Source organism: Streptomyces sp. KL109B (genome assembly GCF_030766935.1).
In the GTDB taxonomy this organism is placed as follows: Bacteria; Actinomycetota; Actinomycetes; order Streptomycetales; family Streptomycetaceae; genus Streptomyces.
In genome coordinates this window covers 256,204-281,346 of record NZ_JASERL010000014.1, presented here as the reverse complement: position 1 = coordinate 281,346, position 25,143 = coordinate 256,204, and the positions used below count along the sequence as shown (strand labels likewise).

The window sequence follows — 25,143 nt, the reverse complement described above, 5'->3', positions numbered from 1 at the left end:
GGCCTCACTGCCCTTGATTCCGTGGGCACCATACTTTCCGAACTCGCGTGTTCTGTCCGGCATTCCATCCACCTCCACCCTCAAACAAACTGGCTGACCCCAGAATACCCTAACTGACGTTAATCCACTGCCTTTTAACGCCCTTCAAGGGCGAAGTATCCAGAGCCATAGAGATGTTGAGGCCGCACCTCATTCCGAGTTATCTTTGCTACAGCACACACTCTTGATGTGAGTAGCGCCAAGTGTCGCGGAGTAGTTGCCCGCCACCGAGCGGACTCGCGGCACCCCGCGACAAGGGCACCATCATGATGAACATCCTTTTGAAAAATCCGTCCGCGACAGCGCTGCGTGCATCACACGCAAAGAGCAGGGCCTCCCGGTACTGCTGCTCGGTCGATTCGCATCTCCGAGTTGCCGAGAGGCCCTGCCTTCGCCCACGTACGCCCTAGCGGTGGGTCACGCCTTGTCCTGCCGCCGGGTTACCGGTTGCTGATCTCGTCCAGCGCGGACGGGTACTTCCAGCTGTCCGTGAAGTACCAGCCGGGCTTGAGGGTCTCCCAGTAGTCCGAGGCGTAGTCGAGCTTCACGTGGTACTTGACCGAGTAGCTGCAGTTGTTCGACACCTTGAGGTGGTCGGTGACCCCCGAGGTGGACAGCGAACCGTGGCGCGCGCACGAGGGAAGGCCGGACCACGCGATGCCCTTCATCGGCTCCACGCCGCCCCCCGCGTGCGGCTGGCTCTGGCTGCCGGCCGCCGTTGCGGCCGGGGCGAGTCCTTCAGCAGTCGCGGTCGGCGCGGTGAGCCCCGCGAGCATGAGCGCGGCGCCTACGCCGACGGCCACCTTGCTGCTTGTACGCATACCGTTCTCCTCCCTTGAGGTGCTGTGCTCGTATCACCAGGGTCATACCGGGACAGGAACGGTCTCCTGAGTACGGGTACTCATACGGGAACTCAGATGCCCGAGAGGTGATTTGGCTTCGTGTGAGTAGTTGAGGGCCATTGGCCAAATGGATGCCTCCGAAACACCCACCGCAACACCCCAGCGGATCGCGGACCCGACCACGGCATCGGTCACGGAGCACAGTTCGTGGCGGGAACCGGAACAGTTTCTAAAACTAGTGATCGTTGACTATAGAAGCGGGCTCGGCCATGCTGAGCCCATGACTGGCTTTCACCTGGCGCAGGTCAACATCGGCCGCCTCGTCGCCCCGCTCACCGAACCCGAACTCGCCGGCTTCGTCGACCAGCTACCCGTGATCAACGCACTCGCCGACCGCAGCCCCGGCTTCGTATGGCGCATGGTCGACGACGCCGGTGCGGACGCCACCGGCTTCCGGCCCGACGGCCACGACGACCTGCTCCTGATCAACTGCTCGGTCTGGGAATCGGTGGAGGCACTGCGGAACTTCACCTACCACAGCGATCACCTGCGCGTTCTCACCCAACGCCGCGCCTGGTTCCAGCGCATGACCAAGGCCTACCAGGCCCTGTGGTGGGTACCGGCCGGGCACCGTCCCAGCGTCACCGAAGCCATGCAACGCGTCGCCCACATACGCGAACACGGCCCCGGCCCCCACGCGTTCACCTTCCGCGACCCCCACCCCGCCCCGGCCTCGGCCCCCGCCCCCCATCCCGGCAGAGCGCTGAACCACGTACTCGCCGACGTGTCGCGGCCGACGGCCGACGGCCGGGGGTCCTAGCCGCCCAACGGGACGTCCTTGCCGGTCAGTTGGGCGCGGATACCCTCGTCGGTGACGGTGATTCCGCGCAGCCGCAGGTCTCCCGGGAGGTCCTTGGGGAGGCGGGCCGAGAATTCCATCTTCTGTGCCACCTTCGGCTCCTGCACCTTCCGCAGGCCTTCGATGAGCGACGGGTCGATGCCGGCGGGCTTGAGGAGTTCGGGGTGGTCGGTCAGGGTGTCCAGCGCGCCCCCCTTGAAGGGGGTGCCCGGCAGAAGTCGCTGGCCTGTGGTCTGTTCGACCGCGTGCTCGTCCATCGTGTCGACGGCGGACGTGGTCAGCTGGAGGCCGCCACCCTTGCCGGGGGTGTAGGTGAGCAGGCCCGGCACGACGAGCCGGGTGTCCTCGACGGAGAGGCGCAGGCCGTGTTCCCCGGTACGTTGCAGATGTGCGTGGGCCCGGATCTTGGCCTGCTTGCCGGCCACCGGCAGGTCGCCCTTGGCCTGCACCGTGTTGGTTCCGCTGCCGGGGGCCAACTTCACCTGGGACGCGCCGACTTCGCGGTTGAGGTCGGCGAAGTCGAGGAAGACGTCTCCGTTGACCTTGCTCAGGACCGCGCCCTTGACGGAGGTGGGGAGGTTGCCGACGATCCGGACGTCGTCGACGGAGGCCTTCACCTGGGCGATGGAGACGGGCCCGGCGGGCACGTGGGGCACGTTGACCTCCACGCGGTCGATATTGCCCATGGCGGCCTGGGCGAGGAACGGGAAGCTGTCGATGTGCACCTCGGGTGCGGCGTGCAGCTTCAGCGCCTCCTGCACCTTCTTGCCTGCCATGTTCTGTGCGTAGAGCACGGCCCAGCGGTCGCCGAGCGCGAGGAATGCGAGCGCCACGACAAGGCAGAGACCCAGTTTCACTGTCGTACGGACCCGGGAGCGGCGGGGCTTCGGGGTCGGCGTCGGGTCGCCGGGTCGGGTCTCGGCGTTGCCGCCCGGTTCCTCAGTTGCGGTGCGGCTGCCGGGGACGAGGGCCGCAGAGTCTTCGGAACGTCCGTTCTCCATCATCCCCATATGCGAACACACGACCCCCGCCACACCCAACTCCGTACAACTCCATGCGGGCGTCGACGAGTTCGTCGAGGTCCGTGACACCGTCACCAGCGGCTGTCGGGCTCGCCGCCGACCTGCCGCCGACCTGCCGCTGTGGGTCGCTCGTGAAGATTGCGTGGCGACCCGGCGGCTGGGTGGGAGCGTCCGTCGCTCGCGGTGCTTACCTGCGGGAGTACGGGAACACAGGAATACGGGAGTTCGGGAGTCCGGCCGACGGGCGCTCGATCGGAAGAAGCACTCGGAAGAAACGGGGACGAGAACATGCCCACCATCCATCTGAAGACGCTGAAGTGTGTCGCGCAGGAGGACTGGACCACCCACGACGACCCCCGACTCGACGTGAACGGCGAGAACATCCTGCTGCCGCGCATGCGCGACGGGGACAAGTACCCCATCGACGCGTACCACGTCTTCGACGGCGAGGTCACCGTCACGCTTCGCGAGGCCGACGCCCTCCCCGGCGACCGCGACGACCTCCTGGGTTCCCACACACTCTCCGAGGAGGGCAGCGGCATCCTCCACTTCACCAAGGACGAGGCCAACTACCAGCTCTCCTACACCCTGACCCGGAACTGACTGACATCTGCCATCTGACATCTGGCATCAGTCGTTCGTGACCGGCCCCGGCGGGACATCCGCCGGGGCCGTTCCATGCTTCGGGCGCCTGGGCAGCCGCGTAGGGGGCCATCTCGGCGACGCCACGAACCGCCGAATGTTACGCAAAACGTAACTCAATTCCCTTTTTGTCGTTCCATGGGTACATGCCCTGTTTTCGTAGCCGACTGGATACGTCTTTGCCCCGGTTCAGTGTGATCGTCCCCGCGTATCAGGTTCAGGCGTACCTCCACGCCTGCCTCGATTCGGTGCTCGGCCAGTCCTACGCCGACCTGGAACTCATCGCCGTCGACGATGCCTCGCCGGACGGCTGCGGCGAGATCCTCGACTCCTACGCGGCGCGTGACCCGCGTGTCACGGTCGTCCACCTCCCGCAGAACGTCGGCCTCGGCCGGGCCCGCAACGCGGGGCTCGCGCGGGCGGGCGGGGACTACGTCGTCTTCCTCGACAGCGACGACACCCTCACCCCCGGATCGCTCGCCGCCGTCGCCGACCGGATCAAGGAGACCGGCGAGCCGGACGTCCTGATCTACGACTACGCCCGCGCACACTGGGACGGCAGCCTGGTCCGCAACCAGTACGCGCAGCTGCTCGACGAGTCGGGCCCGCAGCCCTTCCCCCTCGCCGACCGCCCCTCGCTCATGCGCCTGTTGATGGTCGTATGGAACAAGGCGTACCGCCGCGAGTTCCTCGCCGACAGTGGCCTGACCTTCCCTCCCGGCTACTACGAGGACACCGCCTGGACGTACCCGGCGTTGATGAAGGCGGACTCCATCGCCACCCTCGACCAGGTCTGTGTCCACTACCGGCAGCGCCGCCAGGGCAACATCCTGTCCACGATCAGCACGAGACACTTCGACGTCTTCGACCAGTACGACCGGGTCTTCGCGTTTCTCGATCAGCACCCGGAACTCGGCGACCGCTGGCGGGCGGTGCTGTTCCGCCGGATGGTCGACCACTTCTGCACGATCTTCACCACCCGCGGCCGGCTCCCTCGCGGCAGCCGCGCGGAGTTCCTCCGCCGTGCCCGCCGCCACTACGCCCGCTACCGCACTCCGGGCGGTCCGGTGAAGCGTCCGACCCGGCTGCGGCACGGCCTCGTCCGCCTGGGCGCGCATCGCGTGTATCGCGTCATCACAGGGGTGCGCAAGGCCCTGGCACACGCCCTGCGCCGCCTCAGACGCTCGGCCCACGTGGCGCGCGGTGCGGCTCTGCAGCTCCACTACCGCGTCCAGTGCCGGCTGCCCGTGCAGGACGATCTCGCGGTCTTCTCGGCCTACTGGAACCGCGGCTACTCCTGCAGTCCCGCGGCGATCGAGTCCGCCGTGCGCGACCTCGTCCCCTCGATGCGTACGGCCTGGATCGCACGCCCCGCGTACACCCACACCGTGCCGACCGGAACCCGCCGTCTGACCCCCGGCACGTTCTCGTACTGGACGGCTCTGGCCCGCGCCAAGTACCTGGTCAACAACGTCAACTTCGACCGCAGGCTGCGTAAGCGCCCCGGTCAGGTCCTGCTGCAGACCCACCACGGCACACCGCTGAAGAAGATGGGCCTCGACCTCCAGGACCATCCGGCGGCGGGCGGCGGCATGGACTTCGCGACGCTCATGAAGAACGTCGACAAGTGGGACTACAGCCTCTCGGCGAACCGGCATTCCACCCTCATCTGGGAGCGTGTGTACCCGGCCGGGTACACCACCCTCGAGTACGGCAATCCGCGCAACGACGTCTTCGCGAGGGCGACCGAGACCGACCGCGCCCGCACCCGTGAACTGCTCGGCATCCCCGTCGGCGCGACCGTCTTCCTGTACGCCCCCACCCACCGGGACTACGAGCGCACCCAGACGCCCCGCCTGGACCTCGCCCGGCTGTCGCGCAGTCTGGGCCCGCGGTACGTCGTCCTGACCCGCGCCCACTATCTGGCGACCACGGACGAGAGCGCGACGGAACTCCACCCGCGCGTCATCGATGTGTCGGACCATCACGCGGTCGAGGAACTCTGCCTGGCCTCCGACGCGCTGATCACCGACTACTCGTCCCTGATGTTCGACTACGCGGCCCTGGACCGTCCGATCGTCCTGCTCACGGACGACCACGCGGCCTACGAGGCGGCCCGCGGCACGTACTTCGACATCCGCGCCTTCCCGCCGGGCCCGGTCGCCCAGTCCCAGGACGAACTCGTCGACATCCTCGCCACCGGCCACTGGAACGGCTCCCGCTCCACCCAGCTCCGCACCGACTTCCGCGCGCGCTTCTGTCCGTACGAGGACGGGGGTGCGACGGAGCGGGTGGTGCGGAGGGTGTTCCTGGAGGAGGGCGCGGGGGTGTCGGCACCCGAACTTCCGGACGAACAAAGGTTGCCGCAGTCCGCGCCACGGCACCGACCACGCACCTCCGTACACCACCACCAGCAGGAGTCGGCGGCTCCACTCTCCCCTTCCCAGGAGAGCTGACAGTCCCCCAGGAACCGCAGCCGCACCCACCGCCTCCGGAAAGAGCAGCCACAGCGAAATGCCCACAACCCGAACCACTGCCGTCGTCCTCGCCGGGGGCACCGGCCAGCGCGTCGGTCTCGCCCTGCCCAAGCAATTCGTGAAGATCGCCGGGCGGACCATCCTCGAGCACACGCTGAGTGTCTTCGAAGAGGCTCCGGACATCGACGACATCCTGCTTCTCATGGCACCGGGGTATGTCGACCGGGCCCAGGAGATCATCGACAAGGCCGGTTTCACCAAGGTCACCCGCGTACTCGAGGGCGGCAGCACTCGCAGCGCCACCACCGAGCGGGCCATCGAGTCCCTGACCCAGCGGCTGCCTGCGGGGCAGGACCAGAAGATCCTGGTGCACGACGCGGTACGCCCGTTGCTCTCGCAGCGCATCGTCAGTGACTGCGTGGCGGCTCTCGACACCCATCAGGCCGTCGACACCGCTATCCCGACCGCCGACACCATTATCGTGACGCGCACCCACGGCACCGACGGCGAGTACATCACCGACGTGCCGGAACGTGCCCGATTGCGCCGCGGCCAGACCCCGCAGGCCTTCCGCCTCTCCACTCTGCGGACCGCCTATCAACTGGCGTCGTGCGACCCGGCGTTCCAGGCGACCGACGACTGCACGGTCGTCCTGCGCTATCTGCCCGATGTGCCGGTCCATGTGGTTCCCGGCGACGAGCACAACATGAAGGTCACCGAGCCGGTCGACATCCACCTCGCCGACAAGCTCTTCCAACTCGCCTCGCACACCGTGGCCAGCCAGCGTGACGAGGCCGCGTACACCAAACTGCTCACCGGCAAGTCCCTGGTCGTCTTCGGCGGCTCGTACGGCATCGGAGCCGACATCGCTGATCTGGCGGGCCGATACGGTGCCCAGGTCTTCGCTCATGGGCGCTCCACCACCGGCACACATGTCGAGGACGTCGAGCAGGTCACTCGCGCCCTCGCCGACGCCCACGCTCAGGCCGGCCGGATCGACTACGTGGTGAACACCGCGGCTGTCCTGCGCGTCGGTCTCCTCACCGACTGCGAGGACTCCGTTATCCGTGAGGCCTTGGAGGTCAACTACCTCGCGCCGGTACAGATCGCGAAGGCCGCCCACCCGTATCTGGCCGAGACCGGAGGCCAGTTGCTGCTGTACACCTCTAGCAGCTACACCCGTGGCCGAGCCCAGTACAGCCTGTATTCCTCCTCCAAGTCCGCCATGGTGAACCTCTCCCAGGCGCTGGCCGACGAGTGGGCGAACGACGGTATTCGCGTCAACTGCGTGAATCCGGAGCGCACCAGGACTCCGATGCGGGTCCAGGCGTTCGGTGAGGAGCCCACGGGCTCTCTGCTCACGTCGGAGACCGTGGCCCGCTGTTCTCTCGACGTGCTGCTCTCCACACGCACCGGCCAGGTCATCGACGTCCGGCTCGATCCCGCCGGCTCGCCCTCCGTCGTCGACACGTCGGGGTCCCGCTAATGCTGCCAGCCGTCCTGCGAGGCCCGCGGCCGTGGGCCACAGGCGCCTTCCTGCTTTCGTACTGTGGCCTCGCGGTCGTCATGCCATTGGGATCGGTGCCAGCGTTCGCCGCTTTGGCGACGGTCTCCTACGTCGCCGACGCCCGGCTCTCCGCCAAGAACACCCGGCTCTTCCGCTCTCTGCGCAACAACCGGCTCGGGGTGACCCTGCGCTTCGCGCTGCGTCAAATGCTGTTGCTCGGCGTGCTTTACCAGGCGGGGATGTCCATCGTCGCGGCGGTGTATGTCTTCACGCTGTTCTATGTGCTGCAGGTGCCTCAGTCGTTCCTTCTCGGCAGGATCAGACGTGCCCGAAAGCTCCCGCTGGAGACCAGGAACATCGATCTGGCCGCGCTGCACATCCCTGATACTCCGTCATCGCTCGTGATGAGGCGGGCCTTCGAGAAGACCCTCCACCTGGATGTCTTCGCCGTCGCCGGCCTGTTGGTATCCGCACAGACCGGTGCCGCGTGGTGTGCACTGGTCGGTTGCGTCCTCACGCCGACGCTCCTGGTGGTGCACAACGCGACGGTGGTGAACGCCTGGCTCAGGGCGCGCCGAACCCCGTCGGACGAAACCATGATCGAGCACATCGACACCTGGCTGAAGGACTACCGGCCCACGGTCGCCCTGTACTTCTCCGGCATGAAGTCCTCGGAGTACCAGGTCAACATGTGGCTGGACACTCTCGCCGGTCTCGGTGAACGGCCTCTCCTGCTGCTTCGTGATCGGCACATCCACGCCGCACTCGCCCCGACCCCGATCCCGGTTCTCTGTGTCCCCAACGCCAACCTGGTGATGAACCTGGACTTCTCGACGGTACGGGTGGTGTTCTACGCCGCGAACGTCGGGCCCAACATCCACATGCTTCGGATGCCGACCGCGACACATGTCTTCATCGGCCACGGTGACAGCGACAAGCAGGCATCGGTGAACCCCTATGCGAAGGTCTACGACGAGGTCTGGACGGCGGGACGGGCCGGCCGGGACCGCTGGGCCCTCGCCAATGTCGGTGTACGCGACGAGAGCATTGTCGAAGTCGGGCGTCCACAGCTGGCCACCATCGAGCCGTCCCTCGGTCTGCGGCCCGCCGATCGGCCGCTCACTGTCCTCTATGCCCCTACGTGGGAGAGCTGGGAGCCCGGCGCAGGGATCACGTCCGTGACCGACTCCGGCGAACTGATCGTCCAGCGGCTGCTCGACTCCCCGCTCGACATCCGGATCCTCTACAAGCCGCACCCGTACACCGGGGCTCGTGATCCCGAGGCGAAAGAGGCGAGCTGGCGCATCACCGAGCTGCTGAAGCAGGCCAACGCATCGGCGCATACAGAGGTGGACGAAACCGGGATCGCCCCCCTTCAGCAAGAGGTGTCGACGGTCAATGCCGAAGTCCGGGATCCAGTCGGTCGGCGCCGGTCCAGTGCGGATGCCGCCGAGCGCTCCCGGGACGCTTTTCTCGACGACGACGATGCCGCGGCCATGTCCCTGCTCGCCTCCCGGCGCGACCGGCTCTACTGGGAGTCCAGGCCCGACCGCCAGCACGTCGTGATCGAACCCGACGGCCCGCACCTGTACTCCTGCTTCAATCAGTGCGACCTATTGATCTCGGACATCTCCAGCGTGGTCTCCGATTTCGTCGCCAGCGGAAAGCCTTACGCCATCGTGGACGGCGCGGAACTCGGCGAGGACCTTTTCCGCAAGGAATACACCGCCGCCGTCGGCGCGTACGTGCTCTCTCCCTCGGCCGAGGAGCTCGACGACGTACTGCGGATCGTCGTGGGAGACGCACCGGACCACCTGGCGCAGGACCGGCTGGAGCTCAAGAAGTACCTGCTCGGTCCGGACGAGCCGGGCCCCATGGACCGGTTCATTCGCGAGGTTCGTCGACTCGCCGGCTCTCATGAACCGCCCGCGACTCAAATCCCTGCCCCGCTGGAGAGTTCAGCCCAGGGGCTGGGCAGTGAGAAGCATTCTCCGAAGCCGAGGTGAGTTTTGACGCTCATCGACTTCACGCTGCGAAACCCCACCCTCAGACTCAAAGAAAAGGTGACCCGATGGAAAAGGTAGCTGTCATCGGACAGGGGTACGTAGGACTACCGCTGGCCATGGGTGCGGTGGACGCCGGGTTCGACGTAGTCGGAATCGACGTGGACACGAAACGCGTAAAGCAGCTGTCGAACGGCGAGTCGTTTGTCGAGGATATCCCCTCGGAGAGACTCGTCGAGGCCATCACCACCGGACGTTACTCGGCCAGCACCGACTGGCAGGATGCCGCCGGGTACGACATCTGCGTGATCACGGTTCCCACTCCGCTCGTCGAGGGCGCCCCCGACCTGGAGTACGTGATGGAGGCAGGGCGGTCGGCCGCGAAGCTGCTTCACCCAGGGGCCACGGTCATCCTGGAATCCACCACATACCCTGGGACCACGGACCAGGTACTGCGCCCGCTCCTGGAGAATGCGAGTGACCTGACCGCCGGGGTGGATTTCCATCTCGGCTACAGCCCGGAACGCATCGATCCAGGAAACCGCGTCTGGACGCTGGGGACCACACCGAAATTGGTATCCGGGATCGACGCCCCGTCCCTCGAGCGCGTCAAGGGCTTCTACGACAAGATCGTGGGCCAGACCGTGCCTGTGTCCTCTACGCGTACGGCCGAGCTGGCCAAGCTCCTGGAAAACACCTTCCGGCACGTCAATATCGCGCTGGTGAACGAGATCGCAATGGTCGCCCGCGATCTGGAGACGGACATCTGGGAAGCCGTCTCTGCGGCGGCGACCAAACCCTTTGGCTACATGCCCTTCACTCCGGGCCCCGGCGTGGGTGGGCACTGCCTGCCGATCGACCCTTCCTACCTTTCCTGGCAGGCCAAGAGGAAAGCCCGGCAGGAGATCCGCATGATTTCCGTGGCGAACGACGTAAACGAGCACATGCCCGACTACGTGGTACGGAGAATCACCAGTGGCCTGAACCGCAACTCGTTGGCGACTAAGGGCAGCAGGATCCTGATCCTCGGGCTCGCGTACAAGAAGAACACCGGGGACTCGCGTGAATCGCCCGCATTGGCGATCGCCACTTCGCTGGTCGGCATGGGCGCCAACGTACGCGCGGTCGATCCGTATATCGATCCCCTCAAGGCGCCAGACTCCGTGGAGTGCGTCGCCCTGACGGAATCGGAGGTGGCGCATGCCGACGCAGTGGTCATCGCCACCGATCACGACGAGTTCGACTTTGACCTGGTAGCCCGTAGCGGCAAATACATCTTCGACACAAGGCACCGCTGCTCAGGACCTCAGGTCGACCATCTCTAGACCTCCGACGCACCTCAACAGAAGGGAAATCCCTGTGCGTGATCCTGAGATCAGCATCATCATTCCGGTGCACAACGCGATGCCGTACCTCACCAAGTGTTTGGATTCGGTGCTTCAGCAGACCATTGGAATCCAGCACATCGAAGTCGTCGCCGTGGACGACGGATCCACCGACGACTCCGGCATCGAGCTCGATCGCTTCGCCGCGCAGCACCCTGAGGTCTTTCGTGTCGAGCACCAGCCGGCGTCCGGCGGACCCGCCGCGCCTCGGAACAGGGGCCTGGAGCTCGCCAAGGGACGCTTCGTCTTCTTCCTCGACGCGGACGACTTCCTCGGCCCTGAAGCCCTGCAGCGACTCTTGGACGCCGCCTCGAGGAACGGCTCCGATGTCGTACTGGGAAAAATGAAGGGCGCCGGAGGCAGGGGCGTCCCTGGTTCCATGTTCCGCGAGAACCAGGCCGACGCCGACCTGTTCACCTCCAGGGTCTATTGGACTCTCAGTGCCCTCAAGCTGTTCCGGCGGTCGCTGATCGAGAAGCACCAGCTGCGTTTCCCGGTCGAGCTGCCCAACGGATCGGATCAACCCTTCACCGGACTCGCGTACCTGCGGGCCAAGCGCATCTCGGTCGTGGCGGACTACGACTGCTACTACGCCGTGCGACGCGACGACGGGCAGCACGTCACTCGCTCCGGCGGGGCCATGCCCCGCGTCGCCTTCTTGGAGCAGATGTGCCGGCTCCTGAGTGACGAGGTCCCCGCCGGGCCGAAACGCGACAGCTTGCTGCTCCGCCACTTCCAGATCGACATGCCGCATGTACTGCGGCACCTCGTGCGAGAAAACGACCCGGAACAACAAGAGATTCTCTTCGCCCGCATCACAGATCTGGTGAGGGAGCACTACAGCGAGAACATCGCGGTACGTTTGCACCCGCTGCTCCAAATGCACTACCACATCGTTGCGCACGGAACTCTGCAACAGCTGTGCGACATCGTTGGATTTTCCCGTGAAAAGCAGCCCTATGAGGTGACACTCCAGAAGGATCGGGTACTCGCACTGTTCCCTCATGCTGACGACCCGGACCTCGCCGTTCCGCTGCGATGCGTAGACGTCACCGACCATCTCTCGCTCCATCACCGCCTGACCTCATACGAGTTCACGGGGTCGGAACTTCATCTGACGGGTGAATCCCGCTGGAAGGAGACCCATTCAACCGACGGACTGCGCGTCACCGTGGTCCTGCGTGAGCGCGGGTCCGCCGAAGTCGAGTACACAACGGAAGCCAAGTTCGTCGACGACAACCGCTTCGAAGCCACCGTGGATCTCCTCACGTGTGCTCAAGGCGCTCCGCTTCGCGACGGAATTTGGTACGTGTTCCTCCGGGCCGCACAAGGTGACGCCACGAAGACGGTTCGGTTCGGCAGCCGCCGGGCTCCCGGGATGAACACCAACCGCTGTCTCCACATGGCGTCCAACGGCTGCGGTGGCATCCGGGGCACGGCCGCGTACTTCACTCAGCCACATGGAAATCTGAGTCTCGACCTGGGGGAACAGAAATACTCCGCACCCAGGGTCGTGCATGTGGACAGCGCGAACTGGTCCGGCACCAATCTGATGCTGCGCGGCCGCATTCCCGCTCACCATGGATCCGGCGACCTCGCCCTTCGCGTCACAGAACATGGCGGCTCGGTACGTGAACTCGACCTGCCGCACCAACAGGGCGAGTTCACCACGGTTATTCCCATGGACAGGCTGGGCAGGGGAAGTTGGTCTCTGAAAGTCTGCGCCGACCGCTCGTCGAAGTCTGAGGAGTGGCTGGTTCCCGCAACGACGGTTCCCACAGGGATTCGATGGCAGAAGCTCTTCTCCCTGCCCGCCTACGCAAAGCCTCTCCCCGACCACGCCACTCTCACCTTTCGAGTGGATTCGGTCAGGCCGTGGATCGGTCTGCAGCGGAGAGTGTCTAAGGTGTCACAACAGTGGTTCCGCCGCCGCTGATTCCGTTCCCTTCCCCTGTCCTTTAGGAGAGGTAGGCCATGAAACTGAACCCCACTCTCGCAGTGTCCGAGATCCCGACGGGCTCCGCGGTGAATACGTCCAAGACCGATCCGGTCACGCCGTCGCAAGGTAGTCCCACGAACAAGACGTACAGCGGAAAATCCGCGCAGTCCGTCACCCTCCATATGTCTGGAGAGGAATCCAAACTCTTCAAGGAGTACCTGGCAGGGCGCCATCTCTATCTCGAGTTCGGGTGCGGCGGTTCCACTGTGGCGGCCGCCCAGGCCGGAATCCAGCGAATCGTGTCCGTAGAGAGCGATCTGGCCTGGATCAACATGCTCAGGGAGCACCCTTCCCTCGGCGGGAAGGACGTCACGTTCCATCACGCGGATGTCGGGGAGACCGGCGCTTGGGGGAAGCCGACGTCCGACAGGTACGCGTTCAGATGGCCCACCTACTCCCAGATCCCGTGGGCCGAACTCGGGGATGCCGTACCTGACGTTGTTCTGGTGGATGGGCGGTGGCGCGTGGCATGCGCACTGCAGACCATCGTGCGCTGTCCTCCGACAACGCTGCTCATGTTTCACGACTTCTGGAAGCGGGGCCATTACCACGGCGTCCTGAACTACACGGATCACGTAGCGACAGCAGGGACGCTGGCCGTGCTCCGGCCACGCCAGAACGTCGACTTCCGTGCGCTGGCAACGGATCTCGCCACGCACACTCTCGACTACCGCTGACCTTCGGCTTCCAAGCCGGGCACCTCGTCCGGCTTGGTCTTCCCGCACTGCCGGCGGGTGGGCGCGGGGGCGACGGGGCGCTGGTTGAGAGGTGTCACCGGCACCGGGGTGGTGTCGTCGAGGAAGACTCGGCGTACGACGCGTTCGGCGGCGTGGCCGTCGTCGAACTGGCAGAAGCGGTGGCGGAATTGGGCGCGGAGCGAGGTGGACTCGGGGCTGTTCCAGATGCCTTCGGTGAGCAGGTGCTCCAGGTCGTCCTGGGTGCGGGCGACGGGGCCCGGTGGCTCGTGCAGGAGGTCGAAGTAGGTGCCGCGGACGGCGCGGTAGGTTTCCCAGTCGTCCGCGTAGATCACGATCGGCCGGTCTAGGACGGCGTAGTCGAACATCGCGGAGGAGTAGTCGGTGATCAGGGCGTCGGCGGCGAGGTAGAGGGTTTCGACCTGGGGGTGGGCGCTGACGTCCTTGATCCGGCCCTCGCTCCACAACTGGCCGGACTGTGGGGCGGAGTCGTAGAAGTAGTGGCCTCGTACGAGGAGGACGGTGTCGGGGCCGAGGGTTTCGGCGAGGTGGGTGAGGTCGAGGCGGGGGACGAAGGTGCCCTCGTACTCGCGGTGTGTCGGCATGTAGAGGAGCGCGGTCACGCCCTCGGTGAGGCCCAATTCGCTTCGGGCCCGGTCCACTTCGGTGGCGCCCGCGCGGGCCAGTGCGTCGTTGCGCGGGTAGCCGGTTTCGAGGGTGGTGTGGGCCGAGGGGTAGGCGCGTTCCCATACGGCTGTGGAGTGGGTGTTGGAGGAGATGCCGTAGTCCCAGCGATCGCAGCGCTTGAGGAGTGTCTCGAAGTCCATGTGTGTGGAGGCCGGGTAGCGGCGCTGGTCCAGGCCCATGGTCTTGAGTGGGGTGCCGTGGTGTGTCTGGAGGTGGATCTGGCCTGCACGTTTGACCACGGAGTCGGCGAAGTTGACGTCGTTGACGAAGTACTTGGCGCGGGCCATGGCCGACCAGTAGGCGTGTGAGCCGACCATGACGTGCTCGGTGCCGGACGGGATCCTGTGCGCGCAGTCGGGGCGGGTCAGCCAGATGTGGCGGATGTGCGGGGCGAGTTGCGCCAGGCGTTCGGCGATCGCGGCCGGGTTGCCGGTGACGCCGCGGCTCCAGTAGGAGGAGAAGACGGCGAGGTTGTGGTCGAGGGGTCTGCGCAGTTCGGCCTGGTAGTGGGCGGACATGGCGGCCCGTTTGGCGACGCGGGCGGCGTTCGATGCCCGGCGGCGGGCGGCCCGGGTGCCGCGCACCGCTTCGTGCAGGGCGCGCATGGCCGGGTGGAGGTCGCGTTCGAGGAGCGCGTAGCGGTGGCCGCGTCCGCCGCCGGGGCGCCGGTAGCCGTTGGGGCGGCGGGTGCGGTAGTGGCGGGCGGCCTCGTGGAAGAACTCGGCCTTGTCCCGCTCGGGGAGGCGGTCGGGCTTGGTGTAGATGGTGAGGTAGTGGTCGACCATCTTTTCGAACAGGCGGTTCCGCCAGGGGTCGAGTTCCGGGTGGGTGTCGAGGTGGGTGAAGAGGTGGTCGTACTGGGCGAAGACGTCGAAGTGCTTGCGGCTGGTGGTGGCGAGGATGTTGCCGCCCTGGCGGCGTTGGCGGTACTCGACGCACACCCGGTCGGCGACGGCGATGCGTTCGGCCGTGATCAGCGCGGCGTAGGTCCAGGGGACGTCTTCGTAGTAGCCGGTGGTGAAGGTGAAGCCGTGTTGGGTGAGGAATGCGCGGCGGTAGGCCTTGTTCCAGACGACCTGGAGCAGGTCGAGGAGGCCGGGGCGGTCGGTGAGACGGAAGACGTCGGGGCCCTGTTCGGCGAGGAGGTGGGCGACGCTGTTGGGGCGTCGGCTGTCGTCCCAGTAGGTGCGGGTGTAGTCGAAGACGAGGAGGTCGGGGTCGGCGGTGGCGTCGAGGCGGGCGGCCATCGCGGCCAGGGCGCCGGGGGTGAGCGTGTCGTCGCCGTCGAGGAAGAGGACGTAGTCGCCGACGGCGTGTTCGAGGCCGGCGTTGCGGGCCCGGCCGAGGCCGACGTTCCGTTCGAGGTGTACGGGGCGGACGCGGGGGTCGGCCGACGCGTAGGTGTCGAGTATGGCGCCGCAGTCGTCGGGTGAGCGGTCGTCGACGGCGATCACCTCGAAGTCGCCGTACTCCTGAGCCACCACCGAGTCCAGGCATTCACGCAGGTACCCCTGCACGCGATAGACGGGGACCACGATGCTGAAACGCGGCATGGGCGGCGACTCCTGTCGGTTTGTTGTCGGGCGACTATATAGCGCCTTCAGTAACAAACAGACACATTAGGCCATATGGGCTTTTGGGAGTTGGTGCGTCGCATGGTGTGCCGCGGTGGCGGTGGTGGCCGTGGTGGGCCGTGGTGTGTGTCGGGTCAGTCGTCCAGGACGACCACACATGCCGTCAGGTGCCATGTCTCCGTCGGCTTCGCGGACAGGTCGATGTCCACCTCGCGGCCCGATGCGCCGCCGTCCAGGGGGATGCGGAGCCACGTGAATTCGCGGCCGTCGAGTTGTTCGCTGCGGGCCCGCTCGGTTCCGTCGACGGTGACGACCAGGGTTCGGTTGAAGGTGTTGGGGTCGCCGGTGAGGAGGTGGGCCGTGCAGGGGCCGGGCGGGAGTTTGAGGCGGAGTTTCGTGGGGGCGGCGGCGCGTACGTAGTCTCGGCGGAGGGGGTCGAGGAGGCCGGTGTCGGTGGCGTCGAGGGTGTCGCCGACCCAGCCGAACTCCGCGCCCTCGTGCCAACTGGTGTCAGGGGAAAGGCGGTTGTAGTCCTTGAAGAGCGGGGAGGTGTCGGGGCCCGCGTCGAGGGCGTGGACGCAGCGGGACGCGGGTGGCACGACGACGGTCTTGGCGAGGCTGCGCAGTGAGGAGTCGAGGGCTCGTACGGAGCCCGACGCGGGGCGGGCGTGCAGTGTGGCGAGGGTCGGGGTGTGCGGGGGCACGACGGGGAGCTTGGTGGTGGTGTCGCCGAGGGAGTCCACGTAGCAGGTCTGTGGTTCGGTGCGCCAGTCGTCGGGGGCGTCGAGGGTGACGGTCGTGCGCAGGCCGGAGCCGGTCGCGTTGACGATCTGGACCGGGAGTTCGGTGCGCTCGCCGCCGAGCAGGGCGGTGTCGGCGGGGGCGACGGTCGCCTGGATCCAGGAGCGGTGTGCGTCGCGGATCCGGCTGAGTTCGAACCAGTAGGCGACGAGGGTGTCCCGCCACTGTGCCGCCTTGTCGGCCTGCTGGGTGAACTGGCGGTCGACGTCACCGAAGCGCCGCAGGTCGATGCGGCGGCGCAGGGTGTTCCAGTCGGCCCGCATGTCGGTGACGCGGGCCGCGCCGTCGAAGTGGGTGTCGTAGATGTGCTGGATCACGGTGCTGCCGCCGGCGAGGCGGTGGGTGTACGGGACGTGGTGGAGGAAGAGGAGCAGTTCCTCGGGGCAGGTGTCCAGGGATTCGTAGGTGTCCCTGGTGGGCGGGGCGTAGAGGTGGGTGTATCCGTCGCCGGTGGCGGCGGTGCGGTCGTAGCCGATGCCCTGGCGGTCGGACTTGTGGAACTGTGTCGTGGTGGTCGGACTGGGGTCGAAGTGCCCGGTCACCGAGCCGTCCGGCGGGTGGGTGAGGTAGCCGGTGCCGAGGGGTGAGGTGTAGTCCTCGTACGTGTGCCAGGAGTTCAGGAGCAGTGCGGACACGGTCTCGACGACGTGCGGGTCGTTGCCGAAGGTCATCCGCGTCCATTCCTCGGCGAGGCTCTCGGCGGACAGCTCGGGGTTCCAGGCGAGTCGGCCGTAGCCGTGGGTGTTGGCGGCGGCGAGGTGGGAGCCGGTCCAGTTCCTGGAGTCGCCGAAGTTCATGACTCCGGCGAAGCCGAAGTGTGTGTAGGGGTGGGCGCGGCCGGTGACGACGTCGGCGACGGTGCCGTTCTCGCCCGCCTTGTGGGTGTCGAAGTCCAGGACTTCCTTCCACTGCGGGACCAGGTAGCACAGGTGTGTCGCGTGTCCGGTGTACTCCTGGGTCACCTGGAGCTCGATCATCGAGTTGGTGTCCGGGAGGGAGCCGAAGAGGGGGTGGGCGGGTTCGCGGACCTGGAAGTCGATGGGGCCGTTCTTGATCTGTACGACGGCGTTGTCGGCGAACTTGCCGTCGAGGGGGGTGAAGTCGGTGTAGCCCTGGCGGTCCCACTTCGCGTCGGTGTCGTGCACGAAGGCCCGCCACATGACGATGCCGCCGTACGGTTTCAGGGCCTTTGCGAGGAGGTTGGCGCCGTCGGCGTGGGTGCGGTCGTAGTCCAACGGGCCTGGTCTGCCTTCGGAGTTGGCCTTGACGAGGAAGCCGCCGAAGTCCTCGATCCTGCCGTGGATCTCCTTGGCCTTGGCCGCCCACCAGTCCTGTACCGCGTCGTCGAACGGGTCGGCGGTGTCGAGTCCGCCGAGGTCGATGGGGGCGGCGAAGTTCGCGGTGACGTAGAGGGTGACTCCGTAGCGGCGCAGCACGGAGGCGAGTGCGGCGAGTTTGGTGAGGAAGGGTTCGGCGAGGTAGTCGGCCGGTGTGTTGACGTTGTTGATGACCGCGCCGTTGATGCCGAGCGAGGCGAGGGTGCGCGCGTAGTCGGTGTAGCGGTCGTCGAGCCGCGGCAGTCGGTCCCAGTCGAAGAAGGAGCGTCCGGCGTAGCCGCGCTCGATGGAACCGTCCTTGTTGTCCCAGTGGTTGGCGATGCGCAGCGGCGCGGCGGGGCGTTCCGTGATGTCGAGGTGGTCCAGTGGGCGCTCGGTCTGCAGGAGCCGGAGCAGGTGGAACGCGCCGTAGAGGACTCCCCTGTCGGTGCGGGCGGCCACGAGTGTGCGCCGGGCGCCGTGGTGTGTGGCGGTTCGGATGACGTAGCCCTCGTCACCGAGTGGTTCCAGGTCGGCGGTGGGGACGAGTGCGCGGACCAGTGGGGAGGTCTTGGGGGTGCCCACGACGAGTGCGGCGCCGGGCCCTGGTGTCTCGCGTGGGGTCGTTCGGGCGCCGAGGAGGCCGGTGAGCCCGCGGGTCAACTCGTCGACGGCGGCGCGCTGTTGGGGGCCGCCGCCCTGCCACACCAGGGTGCCGAGCGCGGTTCGGTACCGCTGCGACAGGGCCGGGTCCTCGATCCTTCGGTAGCGCAGCCACAGGTCGTAGCCGTCCTCGGCGGGGAGCACTCCGGTGGCCTGTGACCGGAGGTCCCTGGCCGGGTGCGCCGAGGCCGGCGCGGAGAGTGCGAGCGGGCCTGCCGTGCTTCCCAGGGCGGCCGCGGCCAGGAGGCCGCGGCGCCGGATTCCTGAGCTCATGCTTCTCGCTTCCGCCGAGGAACGCACGTGTGCGTCCGGGCCAGGATCGGGGCCCGGCAACGGTCACACGCGTCTCGACAGGTGTCAACACACTCGCCCAGAAAGGAACATTGGGCAACGCCGCATGGCGCGCGCCGGGTCGCGGGTCGCTCGTCGCGCGTCGCGTCAGGCGGCCTCGCGGTCGCCCCTCGCGGCGGCGCCTCTCTTCTCTTCCTGCCTCTCTTCCTTCCGATCTCGACTATTCGGTTCGCCGCCGCGAACGAGACTCAGGTGCAGTCGTCGACGGTCTCCGGACTCCGGGCGGGGCGCTCCGCCCATTCGGTCCTCTATACGGTCCATGCCGAGCAAGAGCAGCCCCATGGCCGGCAGGAGCAAAAGAGCCACGATCAGCATCGGTGGCGTCCTTTCCTCGACTTCTCACTCTTCGCCTGCCCCGGTCAAGGACCCCTATGGCCCTGATGATGTGATGATTCCGTAACGCTAGGGATTGCCGCTGATATCGCTATCTGGGCGATTTCCGCGTCCTCATCGAGAAGCGGCCAAGCGGTCAGTGGGTCCGTCCCAGTTCCGCGTCCTCCAGGCGGGACTCCTCGCGTGCCTCCTCTATGTTCTCCAGCACGCGTTCGCGCGGGAGTTGGGCGCGCAGCGCCAGGAAGTAGACGAGCGCGGTGAGTGCGAGGTTGGCGGCGAAGCCCCAGCCGAGGCCGATCCAGCCGAGTCCGCCGTCGTAGTCGCCGATCCAGCTGATCACGGCGAGGCCGATCAGCCAGGGCAGCACCCAGGTCGCGCCCGCGCGCCAGTCCATCTTCGGGGCGCTGCCCTTGTCCAGGGCCTGGAGGACAGCGAGGAAGACGAAGCCGATGCAGATGGTGAGGAAGAGTTTGTAGTTGGTGTTCCAGCCCGCCCAGTACACGATCAGGTTCGCCGAGTAGAGGCCGAGGAAGGGGATGATGTCGCCGCCGGGAATCTTGTACGGGCGTTCGTGTTCGGGTATTTGGCGGCGCATGACGGCCAGGACGAGGGGGCCCGAGCCGAAGGACAGGACGGTGGCGGAGGTGATGAAGCCGACCAGTTCCTGCCAGCTCGGGAAGGGGAGGAAGACGATGAGGCCGAGGACGAAGGTGACCGCGAGGCTGACCAGGGGCGCGCCCTTGGGGGTGGTCTTGGCGAGGGCCTGCGGCGCGTTGCGGTTGCGGGCCATCGCATAGGAGATGCGGGCCGTGACGGTGGTGTAGATGAGGCCGGTGTCGGCGGGTGAGATCACGGCGTCGACGTAGAGGATGTAGGCGAGCCAGCCGAGGCCGATGGCGCTGGAGATGGCCGCCAGGGGGCCGAAGTCGTTGGCGAAGGCCAGATTGAGCCAGCCGTGCGAGTGCTGGAGGTCGCTCTCCGGGACCGCTCCGAGGAAGGCCACTTCGAGGAGTACGTAGATCAGGCCGGTCAGCAGCACGGAGCCGATGACGGCGAACGGGACATTGCGCCGCGGATTGTCGGTCTCGCCCGCGAGTTCCACGCCTTGGCGGAATCCGAGGAAGGAGAAGGTGATGCCCGCGGTGGAGATGGCCGTGAAGATGCCTTTGGCGCCGCCGGGCGCGAAGCCGCCGTATTCACTGGCTCCGATGTTGTGTCCGTGGAAGGCCGTGACGAGGAAGGCGACCACCACCAGGGCGATGGCCAGCAGTTTCCACCAGACGAGGACGTTGTTGACGCGGGCGAACCAGCGGATTCCGTAGTAGTTGAGGAGCACGAAGAACGCCATGCCGAACACCGCGACCACATAGCCGAGCGTGGTGAGGGTGTAGGCGCCGTTCGCCTCGTGGAAATCGGTGAAGTGCGCCCATTTCGTGGCGTATTGGAGGGCGCCCTCGACCTCGATGGGGGCCACCGTCGCGGCGGCGATCCAGGTGATCCAGCCCATCGTGTAGCTGGCGAAGGAGCCGAAGGAGAGGTGCGGGAAGCGCACCACTCCCCCGGACACGGGAAACATCGTGCCCAGTTCGGCGAAGCACAGGCCGATGAGCAGGATCATCACCGCTGCTATCGCCCACGAGAATATGGAGGCGGGTCCGGCTATCTTCGCCGCGTTCAACGCGCCGAAGAGCCAGCCGGACCCGATGATGGATCCCACACCCGCGAAGAGCAGGCTGATGCGACCCATGTCTCTGCGTAGCGCTGTTCGTTGCTCCGAGGATTTTCCGGAAGACTCGGTAAGCGTGGCCATCACCACATCCGTCCCTGATCCGCGGCCCACTCTTTCGAGGTCGCTCGCTTGATCTGTACTGGTCTGTACTGGGCGGCCGTCTGCCCTGCCGATCGAGATCCATGCAGCATGAATCTTGTTTTGCCAAATGATGTACGTGGCAAGGGCGTTGGCATACGTGGTGATGGCCTGCCGTCAGCCGTCCTTGGCCGTGTTCACCGGCGGCGTTTCCGTTTGCACCGGTGCGGAGCCCGGCTCCTCGCCGTTCATGACCCGCTTCGCGGTGACCCGGTCCAGTGCCCCCTCCCAGCGCGACACCGCGAACACGGCGACGCAGTTGCCGAGGAGGTTGGTGGCCACCCGCATCGAGTCCATGATCCGGTCGACGCCGAGCAGCAGCGCCACCGCGGCGGCCGGGATGACTCCGAGCGCGGAGGCCGTCGCGGACAGCGCGAGGAACGCCGAACCGGGCACGCCCGCCATGCCCTTGCTGGTCAGCATGAGCACGAGGACGACGGTGACCTGCTGGCCGAGGGTGAGGTCGACGCCGACGGCCTGGGCGATGAAGAGGGTGCCGATGGAGAGGTAGATGGAGGCGCCGTCGAGGTTGAAGGAGTACCCGGTCGGCAGGACGAGGCCGACCGCGTCGTCCCGGCAGCCCGCCGCGCGCAGCTTCTGCATCATGCGCGGCATCACGGTCTCGCTGGAGCCGGTGCCGAGCGCGAGCAGCAGTTCCTCGCGTGTGTAGCGGACGAACTTCCAGAGGCTGAGTCCGGTGACCGCCTTGAGGGCGAGGGCGAGCAGCACGAGGAAGAGGAGGGCGACGCCGTAGCAGACGGCGATCAGCTTTCCGTACGTCGACATGGCGCCGACGCCGTATTCGCCGACGAGGTGGGCAGTGGCTCCGAAGACCGCGAGCGGGGCGAGCTTCATGATGTAGCCGACGATGGTGAAGACGACGTCCTGGGCCTGCTCGATGAACGGCAGGATCTGGGGCACCTTCCGCTGCCCGAGGTGGAGCAGCGCGGCGCCCACGAGGCAGGCGAGGACGAGGACTTGGAGCAGGGAGTTCTCGGCGAAGGCGCCGACGGCGCTGTCCGGGAGGGACTCCAGGATGAACTGGGCGGTGGAGGGCAGGTGCCCGCCTCCGGTCTGTTCGTCGACGGCGCTCTTGTCGAGGGTGGCCGGGTCGACGTTCATGCCCGCGCCGGGTGCCAGGACGTTTCCGGCGAGCAGTCCGATGACGAGGGCGACGGTGGTGGCGACCTCGAACCAGATCAGCGCCTTGACGCCGATGCGGCCGAAGGCCTTCAGGTCGCCTGCCTTGGTGATGCCCGCGACGACGACGCAGAACACCAAGGGGGCGATCATCGCCTTGATGAGTCGTACGAAGCCGTCGCCGAGGGGTTGCAGGGCCGCTCCGGCGTCCGGCCACAGGCGTCCGACAAGGACGCCGAGCAGCAGGGCGATCAGGACTTGGGCGAAGAGGCTGGTGCGCAGGAGGCGGCCTGCGCGGCGTGCGAGGTTTCTGTTTCCGACTGTGTGCGCCATGGGGCACTCCTACATGGGCGGATATTCTGCATCACGGAAGATCAATTCCGCGGTGCATCACTATCGTTGACACCCATGCGTCGTGGAAGGCCCCACATCAACTCCGCATAAGATCTTGGAGATTGCTCCAGACGCGCTTCAACTGCGCTTGCGCAAGGTGATGTACGGCTCGAAGGCGTCCAGGAGCAGTTCCCGCATGCGCGGCGCGTCCATGTCCCCCGTACCCGCGAGGACTTGGATGGCGAGGCCGTCGACGAGGCCAGTGAAGCGGTCGGCCAGGGCCTGTGGGTCGACGCCTTCCGCCATGCCCTCGCGCCGGCAGGTGCGCACCAGGTCCAGGACGACGCTCCGCCAGCGGGCGTAGACACCGCGCTGCCCGTCGCGCAGGCTCGGGTCGAGGATCGCCTCGTTCCACGACTGCACCCACACCGACCACTCGTCGGCGTCCTCGGCCGTGGTCGTCAGCTGCACCTCGATGAGTCGGCGCAGCTTCTCGACCGTGCTGTCGGCGGTCTCGAACTCGGCTTCCAGGCGGGCGTGGAAGCGGTCCGCGTAGAAGACGAGCGCGGCGCGCAGGGCGTGGTCCTTGGTCGGGAAGTGGTAATGGACGGTGCCGGTGCTGGTGCCGCAGGCCTCGGCGATGTCGGCGACGCGCACCTTGTGGAAGCCGCGGCGGGCGATGAGCCGGGCGGTGGCCTCCAGGATCTGGGTGCGGCGCAGTTCGGCGTCCACGGCGTCGGCGCGCATACGGGTGCCGGGCGCGCCATTGGCACCGCCTCGTGGCGCGGGTGGCCGGCCCGCGCCGGTCCGCAGATAGCGCTGCGACACCTTGCCGACCTGCGCGATGGCGGCGATCTCGGGGTCACGCAGGCGGCGGTTGCCGCGCAGCGCCTTGGACAGGGCGGTGGGGTCCATGCCGACGCGGTCGGCGAACTCCCGCTGGCTCATGGGCGCGGCGAGCACCACCTGCCGGGCCCGCTCGGCGAGTGCGAGGGCGGGTGCGGGTGCCGGTTCGGGCGCGGGTGCCGGTGCGGATGCGGATGCGGATGCGGGCGCGGGTTCAGGTGCCGCCTCGTCCCCGTTGTCGGACGCCATGCCGGTTCAGCCTTCCGCCTGCGACGAGAGTGCCGTGATGACTTCGTCGGCCGCCCGCGCCCCCGAGGAGAGGGCGCCGTCGATGTAGCCGTTCCACACAGTAGCCGTCTCCGTTCCGGCCCAGTGCAGCGTCCCGGTGGGTGCGCGCCAGCCGTGCCGGGCGTAGCCGGTCCAGCCGCCGGGGGTCGCGTACGCCTCGTATCCGCCGCGCGCGTGCGGGTCGTCGGACCAGTTCTTCTCGGTGTAGTCGCGGGGGTGGGCGGCGCCGTCGCCGACGACGGAGGCGAGGCTCGCGAGGCCGCTCGCGCGGCGCCCCGGTGCGTCGAGGCGGCTCCAGGCGCTGAGCCGGTCGCCGTAGACGAAGCCGACGAGCACGCCGTGCGCCGCGTCCGGCGGCGAGTTGTCGAACACGACGCCGACCGGCCCGTCGTCGTAGAGGGTGGCGATGCCGGAGAGGCCCGCCGCGCGCCAGAACGGGGTGTCGTACACGGCGTGGATCTTCGCGACGCGCCCCATTGGGGTGTGCGCCAGCCAGCCCTCCCTGCTGCTCGGCAGCGTCGGGGCGAAGGTGAGGGCGCGGGTCGCGGGCGGCGGGAGCGCGACGATGGCCCGGCGTGCCTCGTACACGGTGTCGGCGGTGTGCACCCGTACGCCCTCGGTGTCGTGCTCGACGGTGCGGGCGGCGGCGCCGAGACGGACGCGGTCGCCGAGGAGGCGGGCGACCGCGCGGGCCGGGGCGGCGGCGCCGGTGACGAAGCGGCTGTCCTGCGCGCAGCCACGGGTCTCCATGAGCTGTTCCCAGCCGCCGGCCGCGGCGACGTAGAACAGCACGTGGAAGAGGGAGATCTCGTACGGTTCCGCGCACCACACGCCCTGGACGGCGAGGGCGAGTCGGCGCAGGGCGTCGGGGTCGTCGGTGCGGGCGCGGAAGTAGGACTGCGCGGTCTGCGCGTCCCATGCGGCGAAGTCGGGGGTGCGCCACGGCTCGGTGGTGTCCACGGTGCGGGCGAGGGCGTCGATGTCCTCGGTGATGTGCGTGTACGCGGTGATGCCCGGTCCCTCGGCGGGCGCGGCCCCGAGGTAGGGGACGGCGCTGCCGTCGTGCCACACCTCGATGTGCTTTCCGGTCTCCCAGGTCGGGAAGGTGGCGCAGTCGAAGCGGGTGGCGAGGGCGGCGAGGCGGGTCTGCGTGGGGCCGATCCACTGGCCTCCGTGGTCGATGCGCACACCGTCGTCCCGGGTCTCGGTGAGGACCCGGCCGCCGACCCGGTCGGACGCCTCCAGGAGGGCGAAGTCGACTCCGTGGTCGTGGAGTTGGAGGGCCGCGGCGAGGCCCGCGTAGCCGCCGCCGACGATGACGACCTCGGTCTCGACGAGGTTCGTTTCGGTCTGTTCCCACATGACGGAAGAGCATGTCGCAAGACTGATCGTCGAGTCAATCGTTGCGAGCCGTCGCTGCGTGAGCCCTTGACAGGCTTCGCCGTACGCGCATCATTGAGCCTCGCGTCAATCT

Annotated in this window: 16 protein-coding genes; 8 read left to right on the top strand and 8 right to left on the bottom strand. The window is 67.2% G+C overall.

The window, feature by feature from the left end; genetic code table 11:
• Window positions 1–479 precede the first annotated feature (479 nt).
• Complete coding sequence (locus RBJ65_RS36030; protein WP_306319634.1) at window positions 480–860, bottom strand: hypothetical protein; 381 nt, start codon at window positions 858–860, stop codon at window positions 480–482.
• A 301-nt stretch (window positions 861–1,161) separates the two neighbouring features.
• Between RBJ65_RS36030 and RBJ65_RS36025 the strand changes: the two genes are divergently transcribed.
• The gene (locus RBJ65_RS36025; RefSeq protein ID WP_306319633.1) at window positions 1,162–1,701 is read left to right on the top strand and encodes a DUF3291 domain-containing protein; all 540 of its coding nucleotides are present in this window, start codon (window positions 1,162–1,164) and stop codon (window positions 1,699–1,701) included.
• Here RBJ65_RS36025 and RBJ65_RS36020 read toward each other — a convergent pair.
• Window positions 1,698–2,573 carry a DUF2993 domain-containing protein gene (locus RBJ65_RS36020; protein WP_306319632.1) on the bottom strand — a complete coding sequence of 292 codons (876 nt, stop codon included), beginning with the start codon at window positions 2,571–2,573 and terminating at the stop codon, window positions 1,698–1,700. The genes RBJ65_RS36025 and RBJ65_RS36020 overlap by 4 nt on opposite strands.
• Window positions 2,574–3,050: 477 nt before the next feature.
• Between RBJ65_RS36020 and RBJ65_RS36015 the strand changes: the two genes are divergently transcribed.
• From RBJ65_RS36015 to RBJ65_RS35985, 7 genes are all read left to right on the top strand, one after another.
• Entirely contained in the window at window positions 3,051–3,365 is a 315-nt protein-coding gene (locus tag RBJ65_RS36015) for a hypothetical protein (RefSeq protein WP_306319631.1), read from the top strand.
• Window positions 3,366–3,583: 218 nt separating this feature from the next.
• On the top strand, window positions 3,584–5,860 hold the full coding sequence (locus tag RBJ65_RS36010) for a bifunctional glycosyltransferase family 2 protein/CDP-glycerol:glycerophosphate glycerophosphotransferase (RefSeq protein ID WP_306319630.1): 2,277 nt from the start codon (window positions 3,584–3,586) through the stop codon (window positions 5,858–5,860).
• Between the two features lie 58 nt (window positions 5,861–5,918).
• Window positions 5,919–7,367, top strand: coding sequence for a bifunctional cytidylyltransferase/SDR family oxidoreductase (locus RBJ65_RS36005; protein WP_306319629.1), 1,449 nt, complete (start codon window positions 5,919–5,921; stop codon window positions 7,365–7,367).
• Entirely contained in the window at window positions 7,367–9,394 is a 2,028-nt protein-coding gene (locus tag RBJ65_RS36000) for a hypothetical protein (protein WP_306319628.1), read from the top strand. Before RBJ65_RS36005 ends, RBJ65_RS36000 begins: the two co-directional genes overlap by 1 nt.
• A gap of 65 nt (window positions 9,395–9,459) precedes the next feature.
• Window positions 9,460–10,716, top strand: coding sequence for a nucleotide sugar dehydrogenase (locus RBJ65_RS35995; protein WP_306319627.1), 1,257 nt, complete (start codon window positions 9,460–9,462; stop codon window positions 10,714–10,716).
• A 34-nt stretch (window positions 10,717–10,750) separates the two neighbouring features.
• Window positions 10,751–12,712 (top strand): glycosyltransferase family A protein, encoded by a 1,962-nt coding sequence (locus RBJ65_RS35990; RefSeq protein WP_306319626.1) that lies wholly within the window; start codon window positions 10,751–10,753, stop codon window positions 12,710–12,712.
• Between the two features lie 38 nt (window positions 12,713–12,750).
• A complete protein-coding gene (locus RBJ65_RS35985) occupies window positions 12,751–13,452 on the top strand; it encodes a class I SAM-dependent methyltransferase (RefSeq protein WP_306319625.1) in 702 nt (233 codons plus the stop codon).
• Here RBJ65_RS35985 and RBJ65_RS35980 read toward each other — a convergent pair.
• The 6 genes from RBJ65_RS35980 to RBJ65_RS35955 all read right to left on the bottom strand — a co-directional run bounded on the left by RBJ65_RS35980 (window position 13,443) and on the right by RBJ65_RS35955 (window position 25,031).
• Entirely contained in the window at window positions 13,443–15,710 is a 2,268-nt protein-coding gene (locus tag RBJ65_RS35980) for a bifunctional glycosyltransferase family 2 protein/CDP-glycerol:glycerophosphate glycerophosphotransferase (protein ID WP_306319624.1), read from the bottom strand. The genes RBJ65_RS35985 and RBJ65_RS35980 overlap by 10 nt on opposite strands.
• 155 nt (window positions 15,711–15,865) lie before the next feature.
• Window positions 15,866–18,784 (bottom strand): alpha-glucuronidase family glycosyl hydrolase, encoded by a 2,919-nt coding sequence (locus RBJ65_RS35975; RefSeq protein ID WP_306319623.1) that lies wholly within the window; start codon window positions 18,782–18,784, stop codon window positions 15,866–15,868.
• Window positions 18,785–19,331: 547 nt separating this feature from the next.
• The gene (locus RBJ65_RS35970) at window positions 19,332–20,942 is read right to left on the bottom strand and encodes an APC family permease (protein WP_306319622.1); all 1,611 of its coding nucleotides are present in this window, start codon (window positions 20,940–20,942) and stop codon (window positions 19,332–19,334) included.
• A gap of 237 nt (window positions 20,943–21,179) precedes the next feature.
• Window positions 21,180–22,535 carry a cation:dicarboxylate symporter family transporter gene (locus RBJ65_RS35965; protein ID WP_306319621.1) on the bottom strand — a complete coding sequence of 452 codons (1,356 nt, stop codon included), beginning with the start codon at window positions 22,533–22,535 and terminating at the stop codon, window positions 21,180–21,182.
• Between the two features lie 138 nt (window positions 22,536–22,673).
• Entirely contained in the window at window positions 22,674–23,630 is a 957-nt protein-coding gene (locus tag RBJ65_RS35960) for a TetR/AcrR family transcriptional regulator (RefSeq protein WP_306319620.1), read from the bottom strand.
• A 6-nt stretch (window positions 23,631–23,636) separates the two neighbouring features.
• Window positions 23,637–25,031 carry an FAD-dependent oxidoreductase gene (locus tag RBJ65_RS35955; protein ID WP_306319619.1) on the bottom strand — a complete coding sequence of 465 codons (1,395 nt, stop codon included), beginning with the start codon at window positions 25,029–25,031 and terminating at the stop codon, window positions 23,637–23,639.
• Window positions 25,032–25,143: the final 112 nt, after the last annotated feature.

Bases quoted from the DNA above. Each gene is read 5' to 3' on its own strand.
- RBJ65_RS35995 (WP_306319627.1), top strand. From the start codon at position 9,460: ATGGAAAAGGTAGCTGTCATCGGACAGGGGTACGTAGGACTACCGCTG.
- RBJ65_RS35980 (WP_306319624.1), bottom strand. From the start codon at position 15,710: ATGCCGCGTTTCAGCATCGTGGTCCCCGTCTATCGCGTGCAGGGGTAC.
- RBJ65_RS36015 (WP_306319631.1), top strand. From the start codon at position 3,051: ATGCCCACCATCCATCTGAAGACGCTGAAGTGTGTCGCGCAGGAGGAC.
- RBJ65_RS35960 (WP_306319620.1), bottom strand. From the start codon at position 23,630: ATGGCGTCCGACAACGGGGACGAGGCGGCACCTGAACCCGCGCCCGCA.
- RBJ65_RS36005 (WP_306319629.1), top strand. From the start codon at position 5,919: ATGCCCACAACCCGAACCACTGCCGTCGTCCTCGCCGGGGGCACCGGC.
- RBJ65_RS35955 (WP_306319619.1), bottom strand. From the start codon at position 25,031: ATGTGGGAACAGACCGAAACGAACCTCGTCGAGACCGAGGTCGTCATC.
- RBJ65_RS35970 (WP_306319622.1), bottom strand. From the start codon at position 20,942: ATGGGTCGCATCAGCCTGCTCTTCGCGGGTGTGGGATCCATCATCGGG.
- RBJ65_RS35965 (WP_306319621.1), bottom strand. From the start codon at position 22,535: ATGGCGCACACAGTCGGAAACAGAAACCTCGCACGCCGCGCAGGCCGC.
- RBJ65_RS36025 (WP_306319633.1), top strand. From the start codon at position 1,162: ATGACTGGCTTTCACCTGGCGCAGGTCAACATCGGCCGCCTCGTCGCC.
- RBJ65_RS35985 (WP_306319625.1), top strand. From the start codon at position 12,751: ATGAAACTGAACCCCACTCTCGCAGTGTCCGAGATCCCGACGGGCTCC.
- RBJ65_RS36030 (WP_306319634.1), bottom strand. From the start codon at position 860: ATGCGTACAAGCAGCAAGGTGGCCGTCGGCGTAGGCGCCGCGCTCATG.
- RBJ65_RS35975 (WP_306319623.1), bottom strand. From the start codon at position 18,784: ATGAGCTCAGGAATCCGGCGCCGCGGCCTCCTGGCCGCGGCCGCCCTG.
- RBJ65_RS36000 (WP_306319628.1), top strand. From the start codon at position 7,367: ATGCTGCCAGCCGTCCTGCGAGGCCCGCGGCCGTGGGCCACAGGCGCC.